Here is a 15,684-nt window from a genome sequence, read left to right on the forward strand (position 1 = left end):
TTTAGTTCTATATAGTTCTTATTGCTTTTTATCGTCAGGTTCTTGTACTTCAACTGGTTGCTGCTCAGGCTGCTGAAACAGATCAATATATGCTTCACCTAAAGCATCGATAATATGACTTGCTGTTAAACTTTGATAACCCAAATCTTCAATGGCAATATCTGCTGCTTTACCATGTAAATAGATACCAAAAACTGTTGCTCCTAATGCATCATAACCTTGTGAAATTAATCCTGTAATCACACCTGTTAAAACATCACCAGTTCCTGCAGTCGCCATTCCTGGATTCCCTGTTGTATTTACATATAGTTTTTCATTGTAAATAGTAATTGTATTTGCGCCTTTTATGACCAGAACTACATTATACTTTTTAGAAAAAGCTTTAGCTTTTTTAAGCTTATCAAAATCATCTTTCCACTTCCCTATTAAACGTTCTAATTCTTTAGGATGAGGTGTTAAAACAGACATTTCTGGAAGCAGTTTTAAGAGCGTCTTTTTCTTTGATAATATATTGAGTCCATCTGCATCGATGACCAAAGGTGTTTTATTTGTTTTTAGAAACTTTTCAAGAGCAGAAACGGTTTCAGCATTTGTACCCATTCCAATACCTACACCAATAACAGTTGGTTCAATATCAAATTTAATATCAGAAATCATAGTTTCATTGTCATCAGTAATAACCATACCTTCAGGAAATGCAGTTTGTATAATTTGGTATCCACATTTAGGTATAAAAGTTGTTACAAGTCCGGCACCAATTGACAATGTAGCACGACTAGACAGCAAAGCAGAACCTATTTTTCCGTAGCTACCACCAATTATTAAACTGTGACCATAATCACCTTTATGAGAAAACTTTTCTCTAGGTTTATAAATTGGTAGCACTTCATTTTTACCAATTAATTCGCTTTCAGTTTCTGTAGTGAATAAAAACTCTCTATCAATACCAATATCTAAAACTTCCCATTGCGTAGAAAACTTTGCAGTTTCTGGCAGAAAGAATATGAGTTTTGGCGACTGAAAACTAAGTGTATAATTTGCCCAAACAACTCCATTTTCATCTTCAACAACTTTATCTGTATAAATGCCAGATGGAATATCAATAGATAGTGTAAATGCTTGACTCTTTTTAAAGTGTAAAAACAAAGATTTCACCCAATCATTTACTGGTCTATTTAATCCAATTCCAAACACAGCATCGACAATGATATCGTCTTTATGAAACTCAGGGAAATCTGCTTCACAAGCAAGCATATCTGGCCACTTTTTAGTCGTCTGTTTTATAAGGTCATAATTGATTAAAAAATCTTTGGTTCTCTTATCGCTACAATTCACCACATAAGTTTTAACGTTATAACCATGAGTTATCAAATGTCTTGCAACTACTAACCCGTCACCTCCATTATTACCAATTCCACAAAACACATGAATTGGCACTTGAGCACCTTGCATGCGTACATGAAGCCAATTAAATATTTGAATTCCTGCACGCTCCATTAACTCGGTTGAAGTGATGTTTTGTTTTTTTGCTGTAAGTTGATCGCCTTCGTAAATTTGTTCTTTTGAAAATATCTTCATGAATACTGTTTATATTGATAACGAATTCCTTGTTTTTATAAACAAAAACGAAGAATTATTGAATAGATTCGATTAAAAGTGAAAAATGCGCAAAACATCTTTCAAAATTTTTTTATTACTGTAAAAATAATACATTTGATATGTATAGGCTTAAAAAAATGACAAACCTAAATCAAAATATTATTCAAATTGACATCTCTACATCTTTTGGGATGACTTTAGGTATGATTACCCTTTGGGGTTTTTAACTATATATCTTCAACAAACTGAATGTCTTTTCATAAAAAGACTTAAACACAAAACTCACACTTAAACTTCTTAAAATGAATGTTTTAAAATTTGGCGGAACATCTGTAGGATCTGCAAAAAACATAAATAAAGTCATTTCAATACTCGGAAATTATTCAAAAAATGACCGAGTTATTTGCGTGGTTTCAGCTGTTGGAGGAATAACAGATAAGTTATTAAAAGCTGCAGAATTAGCACAAGCAAAGAATCAAGATTACATTTCAGAATTTGATGCTATTTCAGCTAAGCATCATGAGATTTTAAAGGAATTAATACCTTTGGAAAACACAGAAGTTTCAACACATTTAACTGATAAATTACAAGAGTTAAAAAGTCTTTTGGACGGCATATTTTTGATTAATGAATTATCTCCAAAAACATCTGATAAATTAGTCAGTTTTGGAGAACTTTTATCTTCTTTTATTATTGCCGAAACAATGAAAAGCAGAGGCATGGATTGTACAAGAAAAAACAGTCAAGAATTGATTGTCACTAACTCTAATTTCACAAAGGCAGAAGTACAATACCAACAGACCAATACGAACATAAAAAGTTACTTTTCCGAAGCTAAACAACAAATTACAATTCTCCCAGGATTTATATCAAAATCAATACTCGGAGAGATAACTACCTTAGGTCGTGGAGGTTCTGATTTTACAGCAGCCATCGTTGCTGCAGCATTAAATGTGAATTCTCTTGAAATTTGGACAGATGTGAGTGGTATGTTTACGACTAATCCTAAATTGGTAAAACAAGCATTTCCTATTCAAAACTTATCGTATCAGGAAGCTATGGAATTATCTCATTTTGGAGCTAAAGTTTTATATCCTCCAACAGTACAACCAGTGTTAGATTTAAAAATTCCAATTCATATAAAAAACACCTTAGAACCAGATGCGATTGGCACTAAAATTTCGAATGATATTATTGAAGATTCAACAACTCCTGTTAAAGGAATTTCTAATATAAATAACATTGCTTTATTAACGCTTCAAGGTAATGGTATGGTTGGAATTCCAGGGTTTTCAAAACGTCTATTTGAGACCTTAGCACAAGAGAAAATTAACATCATTTTTATCACTCAAGCCTCTTCAGAACATTCAATTTGTTTTGGTATTGACGAAAAAGATTCTCAACTCGCAAAAACAGCAATTGATACAAGTTTTGAAAATGAAATTTCATTACACAAAATAGATCCTATAATAGTAGAAACTGGTTTATCAATTATCGCATTGGTAGGTGATAGTATGAAAAGCCATCAAGGTATTAGTGGTAAAATGTTTAGCACATTAGGTAAAAACAATATTAATATAAGAGCAATAGCACAAGGTGCTTCAGAACGTAATATTTCAGCAGTGATTGTAGAAAAAGATGTCAAAAAAGCTCTAAACACATTGCATGAGCGATTTTTTGAAGATAAAAACAAACAACTCAATGTGTTTATAACAGGTGTTGGTAATGTTGGAGAACATTTGGTAGATCAAATACATCAACAAAAAAAATATCTAAAAGACCAATTAAAACTCAATATTAAAGTCGTTGGCTTATCCAATTCTAGAACCATGATTTTTAATGATTCTGGACTTAACTTAAAAGACTGGAAACAACAATTACCAACTGGAGAAAAAGCATCATTAGAAGGCTTTCTAGAACGTGCCAAATCATTTAATTTACGTAATAGTATTTTTGTTGATGTGACTGCAAATGAACATGTTTCTAAATTATATGGTGACTATTTAAAACACAGTATAGCAGTTGTTGCTTGTAATAAAATTGCGTGTTCAAGTAGTTTTGAAAACTATAGCGAACTCAAAAAATTATCACTTAAATATAATGCTCCATTTTTGTTTGAAACCAATGTTGGAGCAGGATTACCAGTTATAGATACACTTAACAATTTAATAGCTTCTGGAGATAAAGTGACATCTATCCAAGCCGTATTATCTGGTAGTTTAAATTTTGTTTTCAATAATTTTGATGACACAACCAAGTTTCATGACGTGGTCAAGCAAGCACAAAAAGAAGGTTACACAGAACCAGATCCAAGAATTGATTTGAGTGGTGTTGATGTGGCTAGAAAAATTCTAATTTTAGCTCGTGAAAGTGGCACAAAAATGAACCTCGAAGATATAGAAAACGATTCGTTTTTAACCAAAGCTAATTTGGAGAGCGACTCTGTTGATGATTTTTATAACACTTTAATTGATGAAGAAGCCCATTTTCAGAAGTTATACGCATCAGCAAAATCTAATGATTGTCAGTTAAAATATGTCGCTGAATTTAACAATGGTAAAGCCAAAGTCGGATTAAAAGAAATCCCTAAAGGCCATCCTTTTTACAATCTAGAAGGGAAAGATAATATCGTCATGTTTTATACACAACGTTATCCAGAACAACCTATGATAATTAAAGGCGCTGGAGCTGGCGCAGAAGTTACTGCTTCAGGATTATTTGCAGACATTATTCGTGTAAGTAATAAGTAAAAAGTAAAAAGTAAGTAGTATTCAGTTTGCAGTTTGCAGTACTTACTCAGACGAAACTAAAGTTAATAAATAACTAATTTTCTTCGGAAAAATAGAAACTAAAAAATTTCGCATTTGCGGAAGATTAAGATATGAACGAGATAAAAATTTTCTCTCCAGCAACAGTGGCTAATGTTTCTTGCGGATTTGACGTGCTAGGCTTTTGCCTTGACACTATTGGAGATGAAATGATCATTAGAAAAACTGACAAAAAAGGAATTCATATCACTAAAATTGAAGGTTACGATTTACCATTTGAGGCAGAAAAAAATGTGGCTGGTGTTTCTGCTTTAGCAATGCTAGAGGATGCAAATCCAGATTTTGGTTTCGAAATCGAAATCTACAAAAACATAAAACCAGGAAGTGGTGTTGGCAGCAGCTCAGCAAGTGCAGTTGGTAGTGTTTTTGGGATGAATGAGCTTTTAGGCAAACCATACAACAAAACACAACTCACCAATTTCGCCATGAAAGGTGAAGCACTGGCGAGTCAATGTGAGCATGCAGATAATATTGCTCCTGCTATTTTTGGCGGATTCACATTAGTAAAATCTGTTGCACCTCTTGAGGTATTACAATTGCCTACTCCAAAAGATTTATTTGCAGTAATTATTCATCCACAAATTGAAATAAAGACTTCAGAGTCTAGATCAATCCTTCCGAAGCAAATCGCATTACAAGATGCCATTACGCAATGGTCAAACGTTGGGAGTTTGGTTCATGCATTGCACACCAATGATTACGAATTGTTGAGTAGATCATTGACGGATGTCGTTGTAGAACCTCATCGCAGTCAATTAATTCCGCACTTTGGAGACGTTAGAAAAGCTGCTCTTCAAAATGGTGCTTTAGGTTGTGGAATTTCGGGATCTGGACCATCAATTTTTAGTTTATGCTACGGAAATGAGAACGCTCAAAAAGTCGCTAAAGCCATTAGAAATGTGTATTCAAAGACAGGAATTCCTTTTGAAGTTTATGTTTCGAAAATTAACACAGAAGGGATTAAGATTATTGGATAAAAAGGACCGAAGACAGAGGACGGAAGACCATAGGTCGAACTAGAAAGACCTATCTTTTAAATTAAAAATGATAATAACATGAATAAATTCAAGTTTGAAAAGTTAATTATTTGGCAGAAAGCAATGGATTTCGGAGAAGAAATAGATCAAATAACTGAAAATTTTCCTGCTAAAGAAAAATTCAATTTATCATCTCAAATTAGGAGAGCAACAGATTCTATTGCCTTAAATATTTCTGAAGGTTCGATTGGTCAATCCAATCCAGAACAACATAAATTTGTTGGTTATTCAATAAGATCATTAGCAGAAGTTGTCACCTGTTTATTCAAAGCAAAACGAAGAAATTATATTACAATCGAGCGATTCGATTCATTTTATTTACAATCTCATTCACTAATGAATATGATGATTGCTTTTAGAAAAAATTTAAAATAAAAATCCGAAAACTTAATGTCGAAACCTTTTTAACTTCGGTCTTCCGTCTTCGGTCCTATTCCTATGAAATATTACAGTCTTAACAGAAAAGCTCCAGATACAACTTTTGAAAACGCAGTCATCAAAGGACTTGCACCTGATAGTGGTTTATACTTCCCAGAGGAAATAAAACCTTTGCCAAAGTCATTTTTTGAGGATATCGATAACAAATCATATCCAGAAATTGCGTTTGAAGCAATTAAACAATTTGTAAGTCCGGAAATTCCTGAAGACATTTTAAAAACGATTATTGAAGAAACGTTGTCGTTTGATTTTCCGGTTGTAAAATTAGATGAGAATATCTCAACGTTGGAGTTGTTTCATGGTCCAACGATGGCTTTTAAAGATGTTGGCGCACGTTTTATGGCGAGATGCTTGGGCTATTTTAATCAAAACAACACGAATGAAGTGACGGTTTTAGTTGCCACTTCTGGAGACACAGGAGGTGCAGTTGCTAACGGATTTCTAGGCGTCAAAGGCGTGAATGTTGTGATTTTATATCCTTCTGGGAAAGTGAGTGATATTCAAGAAAAACAATTTACAACGCTTGGTCAAAATATTACTGCTTTAGAGGTTGATGGTGTTTTTGATGACTGTCAAGATATGGTCAAAAAAGCATTTTTAGACGAGTCGATTACGAGCAAAATGCAATTAACGTCTGCCAATTCTATCAATGTGGCTCGCTGGTTACCGCAACTATTCTATTTCATGTTTGCATACAAGCAATTGCATAAGCAACATGATGAGATTGTGTTTTCTATTCCTAGTGGTAACTTCGGAAATATCTGTGCAGGAATGGTAGCGCAACAAATAGGATTACCTATCAAACATTTTATTGCGTCTAACAATGCCAATAATGTGGTCACAGAATATCTAAAAACAGAACATTACAATCCAAAACCATCTGTAGCAACAATTAGTAATGCGATGGATGTTGGAAATCCTAGTAATTTTATTCGTATTCAAGAGATTTACAAAAACGATTTTAAGCGTTTACAAGCCAATTTATCTTCGTTTAGCTATACCGATGAACAAACGAAAGAAGCGCTTTTAGAGATTTATAAAACTTACAATTACGTAGCAGATCCTCATGGAGCTGTTGGTTATTTAGGCTGTAAAGATTATTTAAAAACGAATCCAAATGCGCATTGCGTATTTTTAGAAACAGCGCATCCAACTAAGTTTTTAGATGTGGTTGAAGACGTTATTGAAACTAAAGTTGAGTTACCTTCTCAAATTGAAGCCGTAATGGGTAAGAAGAAAGTGGCTTTGCAAATTTCTGACCATGAAGGGTTAAAAGGTTTTTTGTTAGGTAACTAAGCTTGACTTTCTAAAAAAAATAGTCGAACTTCGTTTAACTGCTGATATCTACAATTAAAACAGTCGATATACAAAGGCATTAGCTATAATACTTTACTTATACTCAATTGGACAATTTTATTAATAAATATATCTCAATTTCAAATGAACTTTTTCAATTCTCTAATGTGCAATTGGAAAAAACAATTGAATTTATACACGGAAAAGAAGAAAAATTCACTACAAGAGAAATTGGAATTTTAAAGTTAACTAAAAATTTAATCGAATGTTTTAGTGTACTTGAACATCTTCTAAAAAATCATTCCCTTCAAGCAATTCTATCAATGCATAGAACTATTATTGACAATTATTCAGTTTTGTATTTGATAACTGAAAAGGGAACACTATTAGAAAAAGATATTAGATATAAATTATTTCTATTAGATGCTATTAATTCTAAACATGAAGTCGTAAATAAATTCAAAAAAGATTCAGAAAAAGATCCAAAGAAATACAACCTTGAAGATAATAATAAGGCAATTGAAAAAGATTTAAGAAATAAAAGAAAATTCAATTTAGATTTAGAGAAATTTGTGAATAATAAACAATTAGCAAAGAATATTTTAACTCAAAACAATTGGAAATTCAAGGATATTTTAAATAATGGGAAACAACAGAACAAGAATAGATATAATTGGATAGATTTATATCAAATTGCTAGAATCCCTGAACATCATTCCTTTGTTTTCCAAAAATATTATTCTTCATTCACTCATGGTTTAGGATTATCAATTTTTACAAGAGAAGAAAATGAAATCCTTCCTTTCATAGCCACAACATATACAACTACTGCTCTAATTGGAACAATAACCATTGAGATGTTGATTAAGCATTTTAAAATAAATACAAGAAAAGCTAATCTTTCTAAAAATCTAGAGTCCAGTTTTGTATATGCTAATAAATTATGGCCAAGTACTAATAGCTAACAACGTGTATAATCAATTGCTAGTCTGTGTGTACTCGGAAAATCCTACGGATTTTCCTCTGGTTCGTTTTCTATTGCTAACCTAGTTCTAACCAACACAACTATCCATACAAGAACACGTTAAACGAACCTACCTAATCAAACCTCCAAATCCTCCATACCCCAAGCATCCAAACCTCGTAAAACGGTCTCAAGAGATTTTCCTCGCTTACTTAAACTGTATTCTACTTTAGGAGGCACAACAGGAAAAACTTTTCTTAAAACGAGTCCGTCTTTCTCTAACTCTCTCACAGTTTGGGTGAACATCTTATTAGAAATACCTTGAATTTTCTTTTGTAAGATTCCTGATCGCATCTCGCCTTCTAACAAATGAAATAATATTAAAGGCTTCCATTTTGTTCCTATTAAATTCATAGTATAATTTAACGGACAATCAATTACTTTACTCAAAATTATAATTTTAATGTATTGATATTCATTATTTTACTCGTTTAGGTAACTATACTACTTTTTAGTAAGTTATTGCCTATAAAGCAAATATAAATTATTTTTGCATTCTAAATAAAATCACATGAAAAATTCTAAAAATTACCCTAAGTCCTTTTCTCATATTGGGCTTACTGTCCCAGATATAAAAAAGGCTGTAAAATTCTACTCAGAAGTTATGGGTTGGTACGTTATTATGAAACCATCTACAGTTAAAAAAGAAACTGAAACTGCTATTGGTCAAATGTGTATTGATGTCTTCGGAAACGATTGGACCGAATTTGAAATAGCGCACTTATCAACTTCAGATGGCATAGGTATTGAATTATTCTCATTTCCGAATGGAATAAAAGAAGCTCCAGAATTCAACCCATTTAACACAGGTCTCTTTCATTTTTGCGTACAAGACCCAAATATTGAAGACCTTATTGAAAAAATCCTGGCTTATGGTGGCAAGCAAAGAATGCCAATTAGAGAATATTATCCAGAAGATAAGCCCTTTAAAATGTGCTATGTAGAAGATCCTTTTGGGATTGTGTTTGAAATTTACACACACAGTTATGAATTGACGTATTCATCTGGAGCGTATTCAAAATAAAAAATAATGATGTTAAAAAGATAAATTTATTTTGTCTTTTTAACTATTAATCGTAATATTGCAATGAACAAATGAAACAAACATGGGATTAGCCAAAACCGAAATATTTACAGACCTACAAAATGAAATTGCTTTATACGCTAAAGTCTTTGGACATCCTGCGAGAGTATCAATTTTACAGCATCTATTTAAAATTAACAGTTGTGTTTGTGGAGATTTGGTAAACGAAATAGGATTGGCACAACCCACAATTTCACAACATCTTAAAGAATTAAAGCATTTAGGTTTAATCAAAGGAAATGTTGAAGGCACAAGTGTTTGCTATTGTATAAACACCGAAAATTGGACAAAAATGAAAGAAGTCATGACCCAATTTTTAGATCAAGACATTTCTAAATCAGATTGTTGCTAAAAAAAATTTAAACACATTAATCGTATAATCGCAATAAACAAATAATAATATTATGAAACTTTCAGATGTAAAAAATAGACTGCATGAATTGGAAACCATCTCATTTAAGTTACCAAACGGAGAATTAGTTCCTAGCCACTTTCATGTTACCGAAGTTGGTAAAATCACAAAACACTTTATTGATTGTGGAGGAACCGTAAGAAACGAAGAAGTTGCAAACTTCCAACTTTGGAATGCAAATGACTATGATCACAGATTACATCCAGAGAAATTACTGAACATTATTGAGCTTTCTGAAAAAGTCTTAGGGATTGGAGATTTAGAAATTGAAGTCGAATATCAAGCTGATACTATTGGAAAATTCGGATTAGAATTTGACGGTACAAACTTCCTATTAACTTCAAAGCAAACAGATTGTTTAGCAAAAGACCAATGTGGAATACCTGCGGAAAAACCAAAATTACAATTCTCTGAGATTCAATCAGAAAACTCTTGTACTCCTGGAGGTGGTTGTTGCTAATTCAAACTTTTATAAAAATGAACACAAATAAACCAACCTTATTTTTAGGAATAGAAATCCTAATCAAAAGTTTACAACCTGAGACGATTTCCGAAGAAAGAAAAGCTGTTTTGCAACCATTAATTGAATTTATTCAGTCAAAAGTTTCTAGTAAGCAAGACATCAGAATCAATTTTATTTGCACACATAATTCTCGAAGAAGTCATTTATCTCAAGTTTGGGCACAAACCATGGCATACCATTTTAATATTAAAAATGTGTTTTGTTATTCGGGAGGAACAGAAGCTACAGCATTGTTTCCGATGGCTGCAAAAACACTTGAAAATTCTGGGTTTGAGGTTAGGAAGATTTCCGAAGGAAAAAATCCAGTATATAGTATTAAATATGCAGCTAACGAGCATCCTGTAATTGGATTTTCTAAAAAATTGGATGATGATTTTAATCCGAAATCTGAATTTGCAGCAATTATGACCTGTGATTCTGCAAATGAAGCTTGTCCGTTTGTTTCTGGTGCTGAAAAACGTATTCCGATAACGTTTAAAGACCCAAAAGCATTTGACAATACACCACAACAAGCAGAAAAATACAATGAACGTAGTCTGCAAATTGCTACAGAGTTATTTTATATTTTCTCAAAAATAAATGCATAAAAAATGGCATCAAAAAAATTAAGTTTCCTCGATAGCTACTTAACACTTTGGATTTTTATTGCGATGGCAATTGGAGTTGGAATTGGATATTTTAATCCATCATTTCCAGACTTTATAAATTCTTTAAGTAGTGGCACAACCAACATCCCAATTGCCATAGGCTTGATTTTAATGATGTATCCACCTTTGGCAAAAGTGAATTATGCGCTCTTGCCAAAAGTATTTAGAAACACAAAGATTCTTTCTATTTCATTGATTCTTAACTGGATTATTGGTCCTGTTTTAATGTTCATTTTAGCCATTACTTTTTTACGTGATTATCCAGAATATATGGTCGGACTTATATTGATTGGTCTGGCACGCTGTATCGCTATGGTTTTAGTTTGGAACGATCTTGCTGAAGGTAGTAGCGAATATGGAGCAGGTTTAGTCGCTTTAAATAGTGTTTTTCAAGTATTTGCATACAGTTTTTATGCATGGCTTTTTATAACCGTACTTCCACCCTATTTTGGATTTGAAGGCGCTATAGTGGATATTTCAATAGGCACAATTGCCGAAAGTGTTGCCATTTATTTAGGAATCCCGTTTGTGATGGGAATTTTAAGTCGATTGATTTTAGTAAAACTCAAAGGCGAAGAATGGTACACTAAAACGTTCATCCCAACCATTTCGCCATTAACCTTAATTGCATTGTTATTTACCATTGTCATTATGTTTTCGCTCAAAGGCGAATTGATTGTTGACATCCCAATGGACGTACTAATTATTGCAGTTCCACTATTAATATATTTCAGTGTAATGTTCATTATAGGCTTTTTCTTTACCAAAGCTATGGGAGCAGACTATGACAAAACTGCAGCTGTGGCATTCACTGCAGCTGGAAACAATTTTGAATTAGCTATTGCTGTTGCTATTGCTGTTTTCGGGCTCAATTCTGGACAAGCATTTGCAGGAGTTATTGGACCTTTAGTTGAAGTACCAGCTTTAATTTTATTAGTTAGAGTATCTTTTTGGCTTCGGAAAAAGTATTACTTGAAAACATAACATTTCCGGAGAAAACTGCTCTACTACTATTTAATTAATAAAAAAGCTCCACCTAAAGATGAAGCTTTTGAATATTTTATTTCTCAATACACTATTTAACTACTAGTTTCTTGATTGCTTTATTATATTCTCCATGAAATTCTAAAATATAAATCCCAGAATTTAACTCTAATTTCATCTCATTAGAACCTGCTTGAAGATGTTTTGTCATAATTAATTTGCCCTCAATACTGTAGACATTCATATGATTAAAAGAGGTGTTTTGATCTAAATGTAGTTGACCATAAGTAGGATTAGGATACATTGCCAATTGATCAAAAGCTAAATCTTCTACACTTAAAAACGCACAATCTACAGGATCAAATGTTACTAAACCTAATGAAGGATCATCATTTTGATGAGAAATAACGGCTTCGGCATCTGCAAGTGTGTTTGGCGCATTAGCTTCGTCCCAACAATTATGCATTGCCATTAATGGATTAGGAGTATTGTTAAAGAGCGCATAGGTTGCTCCTCCATTTCCGTTTTCAGAGAACACATTTTGCCCAACATTGCCAACATTGTCACCCAAGTTTATCATAGACTCTCCTTGAAGCGTAATTCCCCATAAATTTCTACGAATTTCATTACCACTTGCAATAATGTTATTACCTTCAATTGATGCAATCAATGAAATACCACTTCCACCTTGTAAGGGCACATCTTGCGTATTATTATCTTCAATTACATTATTTCTAACAAATGCAGAAACATTGTTACTTTGCATTACGATACCGTAACGATTATCAGTTATAATATTGTCATCAATTACCGCATTGACAACACCTGCTCCCAATAAATCTGAAACAGAAATTCCTCCTACCAAAGTTAAATTGCGATCACCTTTTATGGTATTCTGAATTATTTGAATAGGCTCATCAACCAAAGTTATAGCCATATTTATTTGAGGTCTATTTGAATTGGCTTGATTATTTCCTTCTATATAATTATTAAAAATATAAGGAGATACTGCTGTATTTGCTCCAGAGCTTATTGCTGCGGTTTGATTAAAGGTGATGGTGTTATTTGTGATTTGTGGCATACCTCTAGAGAGAGAGATAACACCACCTGTTGCTACACCTGATACATTATTAGTAACTAAACAATTATTAATTGTAAACGTCTCAGTTAGTACACGTAAACCACCACCATATTGTATTGTAGCATTTTGAATATTAATAACAGAAAACTCCTCAAAACGAAAACCATCATAAGGTGCTGCTGTATTTATAGCAGTAAACATAGCATTGTTGGCAGTAACGTTAAATGTCCCAAAAACTGTAATTCTTTTATCTGCGCCAATTTCTAGAGTCACGTCAGTACTAATGATAAGAGCATCTGATGCAGAAATTGTAAGATCATCTACTAAAGTATATGTTGTTCCTGTCACTGAAATTGTTGAAGGACTTAACGCAACAAGGTCATCTAAAGTGTAGGTCATATTAGTATCTGGTGTAATATAACCTTGTGCAGAAAAGATTCCTACGACACCAAATGCAAGTAATAAATTGAGTAATTTTTGTTTCATAAAGCTATGATTTTTGAGTTTCATTAAAATTAAAAAATAATGAGATTAATGACTGTTAAAAATCATTTTTTATGATAATTTGGTGTGATGTTTAACATATATCGAAATGCTAAACGGGTGGCATTTGACTTTCTTAAATAAATAGTCGAACTTCGTTTGACTGAGAATATTGACGATTGAAACTATCGATATTCAAAGACAATGTAGCTAATTAGACTAAAAATGATAAAAGCATTAATACGTCGACTATTTTTTATGTCTGACAAAAAAAGAGATGAAATTATAAAAGACTTGAGTAACAGTCCTAACTTCAGAACAAAAGAAGACATTCAAAAGCATGGAACTGGATCTGACCATATTTTGGAAGTTACGTTGGAAAAAGGAAAAGTTGAATCCATTTTTGCCCCTGATTTAGGAAATCAAAAAGGTTTGATTCTGACAAAGTGGTATTTTAAATCTGGTGATATTGTCAAAAAAGGAGATATTGTTTGTGATATCGAAAATGAAAATATTTCAATGGAATTCGAAAGCTATTTCAGTGGTAAAATATTATTAACCAGTAGTCTGAAAGCTAAATTAACAAGTGGAACGGAAATATTTAAAATAGAAGGAATATAAAAACTAGGCATAACATGTTCGCTGGTAAAACTCATTAATTTTCCCTAATGCATTTCTGTAAGTCTCCTCAAACTAGTGTTCTTTTGTACGAGTGCATATTTGATTAACAAAAAAACAATGAGATTACTATTTCCACAAGAATTAATTAATCCAAATCTGGCAATTCTAAACCATTCAAAGCACTCTTCTCTTTCATCAACTTTTCAATTTCCGAAGAGGTTCGAGGTGCTTCCGCAGATAAATTTACTGGTCCGTTTTCTGTGATTAAGATATCATCTTCAATTCTCACAGCAATACCATGCCATTTTGGATCGCAATCACTCCCAATTGGAATATAAATTCCTGGCTCTACGGTAATCACCATATTGACTTGTAATTGCCCATAAGTTCCAGGATCATGAACATCTAAACCAATGTGATGTGAAGTACCATGAGGGAAATACTGTCTGGCTTCACTTGCGTTTTTTGCAATCCCTAAATCTATCAAACCTTGATACACAACTTTTCGTGCAGCTGTATCTGGAGATTGCATCGTATTACCAATAACGGTTGCCTTTATACCAGCTTCTTGTGCGTCATAGACAATATCATAAATGGCTTTTTGCTCGTCACTAAATTTTCCGTTTGCAGGAATTGTTCGTGTCACATCTGCTGTGTAGCCATGATATTCTGCGCCTAAATCCATAAGTACGAGATCGTTTTCTACTTTCATTTTAGAATTCTCAACGTAATGAAGCACACAACCATTATTACCAGCACCAACAATACTTGGGTAACCTTCATACTCGCTGCCATATTTTTTGTAGATGTATTCGTGGACACCTTGCACTTCGGTTTCAGACATTCCAGGATGCATTGCTTTCATGATTTCACGTTGTCCCATGGCAGAAATTCTAACCGCTTTTTTAAGCAATACCAATTCATCTGCAGTTTTTATTTCTCGCAAACTTGCCATTAACGTAGACAAGCGTCTGGTATCTGTTTTTACAGTTTCGGCTTGTATATTTGCATTTGCATTGACTTCAACATCGTCTGTTTTATTTTCAATGGTGTAATTATCAATGAGTTTAATTTGCGTTTTAAATGACTGAATCAAACTATATAAATCTGCTGGATTTCTTGTATCTCTATAATCATCCCTAAAATCTTCGTACATCACCTTATCAAAAGACGTGAAATCAATACCAGATTCTAAAAATTCGATTCCGTTATAGGCATTATCAAAACCAAGTTCTGTTTTTGCGCCTTCAGTACCAAGTCTACGACCTGTCCACTGCTCTGCTTGAGCGTTTCGTTGTTGTACGTAAAGTCTTTCGTTATAGGGTTTTTCTTCGGAAATGTGCTGAGTTTCAGAAAAGATCACCAAAACAGCATGCGGTTCTTTATAACCTGTGAGGTAATAAAAATTAGGATCTTGATGATAGACATAATCCACATCATTTGCACGATTTCTTACCGGATTAGCAAAAAACACAGCCACACTATTTGCTGGCATTTTTGCTCGTAATGCGTCGCGTCGTTCTTTATGAAATGCTGCACTTAGATAATCTTCTGGTGTTCCGTTTTGGGCAAAACTTCCGAAGAAAAATAAAATCGTAAAAATTAATGTAAATAAAAGTCTCATGGT

At 33.0% G+C, this 15,684-nt stretch carries 15 protein-coding genes; 11 read left to right on the forward strand and 4 right to left on the reverse strand.

Annotated elements, in window-relative coordinates; all coding sequences use genetic code 11:
- Positions 1 to 18: 18 nt before the first annotated feature.
- The gene (locus WNY78_RS04680) at positions 19 to 1,578 is read right to left on the reverse strand and encodes an NAD(P)H-hydrate dehydratase (RefSeq protein WP_342872026.1); all 1,560 of its coding nucleotides are present in this window, start codon (positions 1,576 to 1,578) and stop codon (positions 19 to 21) included.
- A gap of 323 nt (positions 1,579 to 1,901) precedes the next feature.
- Here WNY78_RS04680 and thrA point away from each other — a divergent pair, with 323 nt between their 5' ends.
- The 5 genes from thrA (at position 1,902) to WNY78_RS04705 (ending at position 8,163) form a co-directional block, all read left to right on the forward strand.
- Positions 1,902 to 4,349, forward strand: a complete 2,448-nt coding sequence (gene thrA / locus WNY78_RS04685; RefSeq protein WP_342872027.1) for a bifunctional aspartate kinase/homoserine dehydrogenase I — start codon at positions 1,902 to 1,904, stop codon at positions 4,347 to 4,349.
- 131 nt (positions 4,350 to 4,480) lie between these two features.
- Complete coding sequence (locus tag WNY78_RS04690) at positions 4,481 to 5,404, forward strand: homoserine kinase (protein WP_342872028.1); 924 nt, start codon at positions 4,481 to 4,483, stop codon at positions 5,402 to 5,404.
- A gap of 78 nt (positions 5,405 to 5,482) precedes the next feature.
- Entirely contained in the window at positions 5,483 to 5,839 is a 357-nt protein-coding gene (locus WNY78_RS04695) for a four helix bundle protein (RefSeq protein ID WP_342872029.1), read from the forward strand.
- A 63-nt stretch (positions 5,840 to 5,902) separates the two neighbouring features.
- On the forward strand, positions 5,903 to 7,198 hold the full coding sequence (gene thrC, locus WNY78_RS04700; protein ID WP_342872030.1) for a threonine synthase: 1,296 nt from the start codon (positions 5,903 to 5,905) through the stop codon (positions 7,196 to 7,198).
- 173 nt (positions 7,199 to 7,371) lie between these two features.
- Positions 7,372 to 8,163 carry a hypothetical protein gene (locus WNY78_RS04705; RefSeq protein WP_342872031.1) on the forward strand — a complete coding sequence of 264 codons (792 nt, stop codon included), beginning with the start codon at positions 7,372 to 7,374 and terminating at the stop codon, positions 8,161 to 8,163.
- 137 nt (positions 8,164 to 8,300) lie between these two features.
- Here the strand turns inward: WNY78_RS04705 and WNY78_RS04710 are convergent, their stop codons facing one another.
- Positions 8,301 to 8,612 (reverse strand): helix-turn-helix domain-containing protein, encoded by a 312-nt coding sequence (locus WNY78_RS04710; RefSeq protein WP_342872032.1) that lies wholly within the window; start codon positions 8,610 to 8,612, stop codon positions 8,301 to 8,303.
- Between the two features lie 121 nt (positions 8,613 to 8,733).
- Between WNY78_RS04710 and WNY78_RS04715 the strand changes: the two genes are divergently transcribed.
- From WNY78_RS04715 to arsB, 5 genes are all read left to right on the forward strand, one after another.
- Positions 8,734 to 9,246 (forward strand): VOC family protein, encoded by a 513-nt coding sequence (locus WNY78_RS04715; RefSeq protein WP_342872033.1) that lies wholly within the window; start codon positions 8,734 to 8,736, stop codon positions 9,244 to 9,246.
- Between the two features lie 82 nt (positions 9,247 to 9,328).
- Positions 9,329 to 9,658 carry a metalloregulator ArsR/SmtB family transcription factor gene (locus WNY78_RS04720; protein WP_342872034.1) on the forward strand — a complete coding sequence of 110 codons (330 nt, stop codon included), beginning with the start codon at positions 9,329 to 9,331 and terminating at the stop codon, positions 9,656 to 9,658.
- A 52-nt stretch (positions 9,659 to 9,710) separates the two neighbouring features.
- Positions 9,711 to 10,178: a DUF6428 family protein gene (locus WNY78_RS04725; protein ID WP_342872035.1), complete on the forward strand. Its 468-nt coding sequence runs from the start codon at positions 9,711 to 9,713 to the stop codon at positions 10,176 to 10,178.
- A 17-nt stretch (positions 10,179 to 10,195) separates the two neighbouring features.
- Positions 10,196 to 10,828, forward strand: a complete 633-nt coding sequence (locus WNY78_RS04730; RefSeq protein ID WP_342872036.1) for a protein-tyrosine-phosphatase — start codon at positions 10,196 to 10,198, stop codon at positions 10,826 to 10,828.
- 3 nt (positions 10,829 to 10,831) lie between these two features.
- Positions 10,832 to 11,872, forward strand: coding sequence for an ACR3 family arsenite efflux transporter (arsB, locus tag WNY78_RS04735; protein ID WP_342872037.1), 1,041 nt, complete (start codon positions 10,832 to 10,834; stop codon positions 11,870 to 11,872).
- Positions 11,873 to 11,963: 91 nt separating this feature from the next.
- Here arsB and WNY78_RS04740 read toward each other — a convergent pair whose 3' ends face one another.
- Positions 11,964 to 13,439, reverse strand: coding sequence for a T9SS type A sorting domain-containing protein (locus WNY78_RS04740; protein WP_342872038.1), 1,476 nt, complete (start codon positions 13,437 to 13,439; stop codon positions 11,964 to 11,966).
- A gap of 222 nt (positions 13,440 to 13,661) precedes the next feature.
- Between WNY78_RS04740 and WNY78_RS04745 the strand changes: the two genes are divergently transcribed.
- A complete protein-coding gene (locus WNY78_RS04745) occupies positions 13,662 to 14,057 on the forward strand; it encodes a biotin/lipoyl-containing protein (protein ID WP_342872039.1) in 396 nt (131 codons plus the stop codon).
- A gap of 145 nt (positions 14,058 to 14,202) precedes the next feature.
- Here the strand turns inward: WNY78_RS04745 and WNY78_RS04750 are convergent, their stop codons facing one another.
- On the reverse strand, positions 14,203 to 15,681 hold the full coding sequence (locus tag WNY78_RS04750; RefSeq protein ID WP_342872040.1) for an aminopeptidase P N-terminal domain-containing protein: 1,479 nt from the start codon (positions 15,679 to 15,681) through the stop codon (positions 14,203 to 14,205).
- Positions 15,682 to 15,684: the final 3 nt, after the last annotated feature.

This window comes from Psychroserpens sp. AS72 (assembly GCF_038900375.1).
GTDB lineage: Bacteria > Bacteroidota > Bacteroidia > Flavobacteriales > Flavobacteriaceae > Psychroserpens.

Excerpts from the sequence above, each read along its gene's own strand:
- WNY78_RS04680 (WP_342872026.1), bottom strand. The coding sequence starts at position 1,578 with ATGAAGATATTTTCAAAAGAACAAATTTACGAAGGCGATCAACTTACA.
- thrA (WP_342872027.1), top strand. The coding sequence starts at position 1,902 with ATGAATGTTTTAAAATTTGGCGGAACATCTGTAGGATCTGCAAAAAAC.
- WNY78_RS04690 (WP_342872028.1), top strand. The coding sequence starts at position 4,481 with ATGAACGAGATAAAAATTTTCTCTCCAGCAACAGTGGCTAATGTTTCT.
- WNY78_RS04695 (WP_342872029.1), top strand. The coding sequence starts at position 5,483 with ATGAATAAATTCAAGTTTGAAAAGTTAATTATTTGGCAGAAAGCAATG.
- thrC (WP_342872030.1), top strand. The coding sequence starts at position 5,903 with ATGAAATATTACAGTCTTAACAGAAAAGCTCCAGATACAACTTTTGAA.
- WNY78_RS04715 (WP_342872033.1), top strand. The coding sequence starts at position 8,734 with ATGAAAAATTCTAAAAATTACCCTAAGTCCTTTTCTCATATTGGGCTT.
- WNY78_RS04720 (WP_342872034.1), top strand. The coding sequence starts at position 9,329 with ATGGGATTAGCCAAAACCGAAATATTTACAGACCTACAAAATGAAATT.
- WNY78_RS04725 (WP_342872035.1), top strand. The coding sequence starts at position 9,711 with ATGAAACTTTCAGATGTAAAAAATAGACTGCATGAATTGGAAACCATC.
- WNY78_RS04730 (WP_342872036.1), top strand. The coding sequence starts at position 10,196 with ATGAACACAAATAAACCAACCTTATTTTTAGGAATAGAAATCCTAATC.
- arsB (WP_342872037.1), top strand. The coding sequence starts at position 10,832 with ATGGCATCAAAAAAATTAAGTTTCCTCGATAGCTACTTAACACTTTGG.
- WNY78_RS04740 (WP_342872038.1), bottom strand. The coding sequence starts at position 13,439 with ATGAAACAAAAATTACTCAATTTATTACTTGCATTTGGTGTCGTAGGA.
- WNY78_RS04745 (WP_342872039.1), top strand. The coding sequence starts at position 13,662 with ATGATAAAAGCATTAATACGTCGACTATTTTTTATGTCTGACAAAAAA.
- WNY78_RS04750 (WP_342872040.1), bottom strand. The coding sequence starts at position 15,681 with ATGAGACTTTTATTTACATTAATTTTTACGATTTTATTTTTCTTCGGA.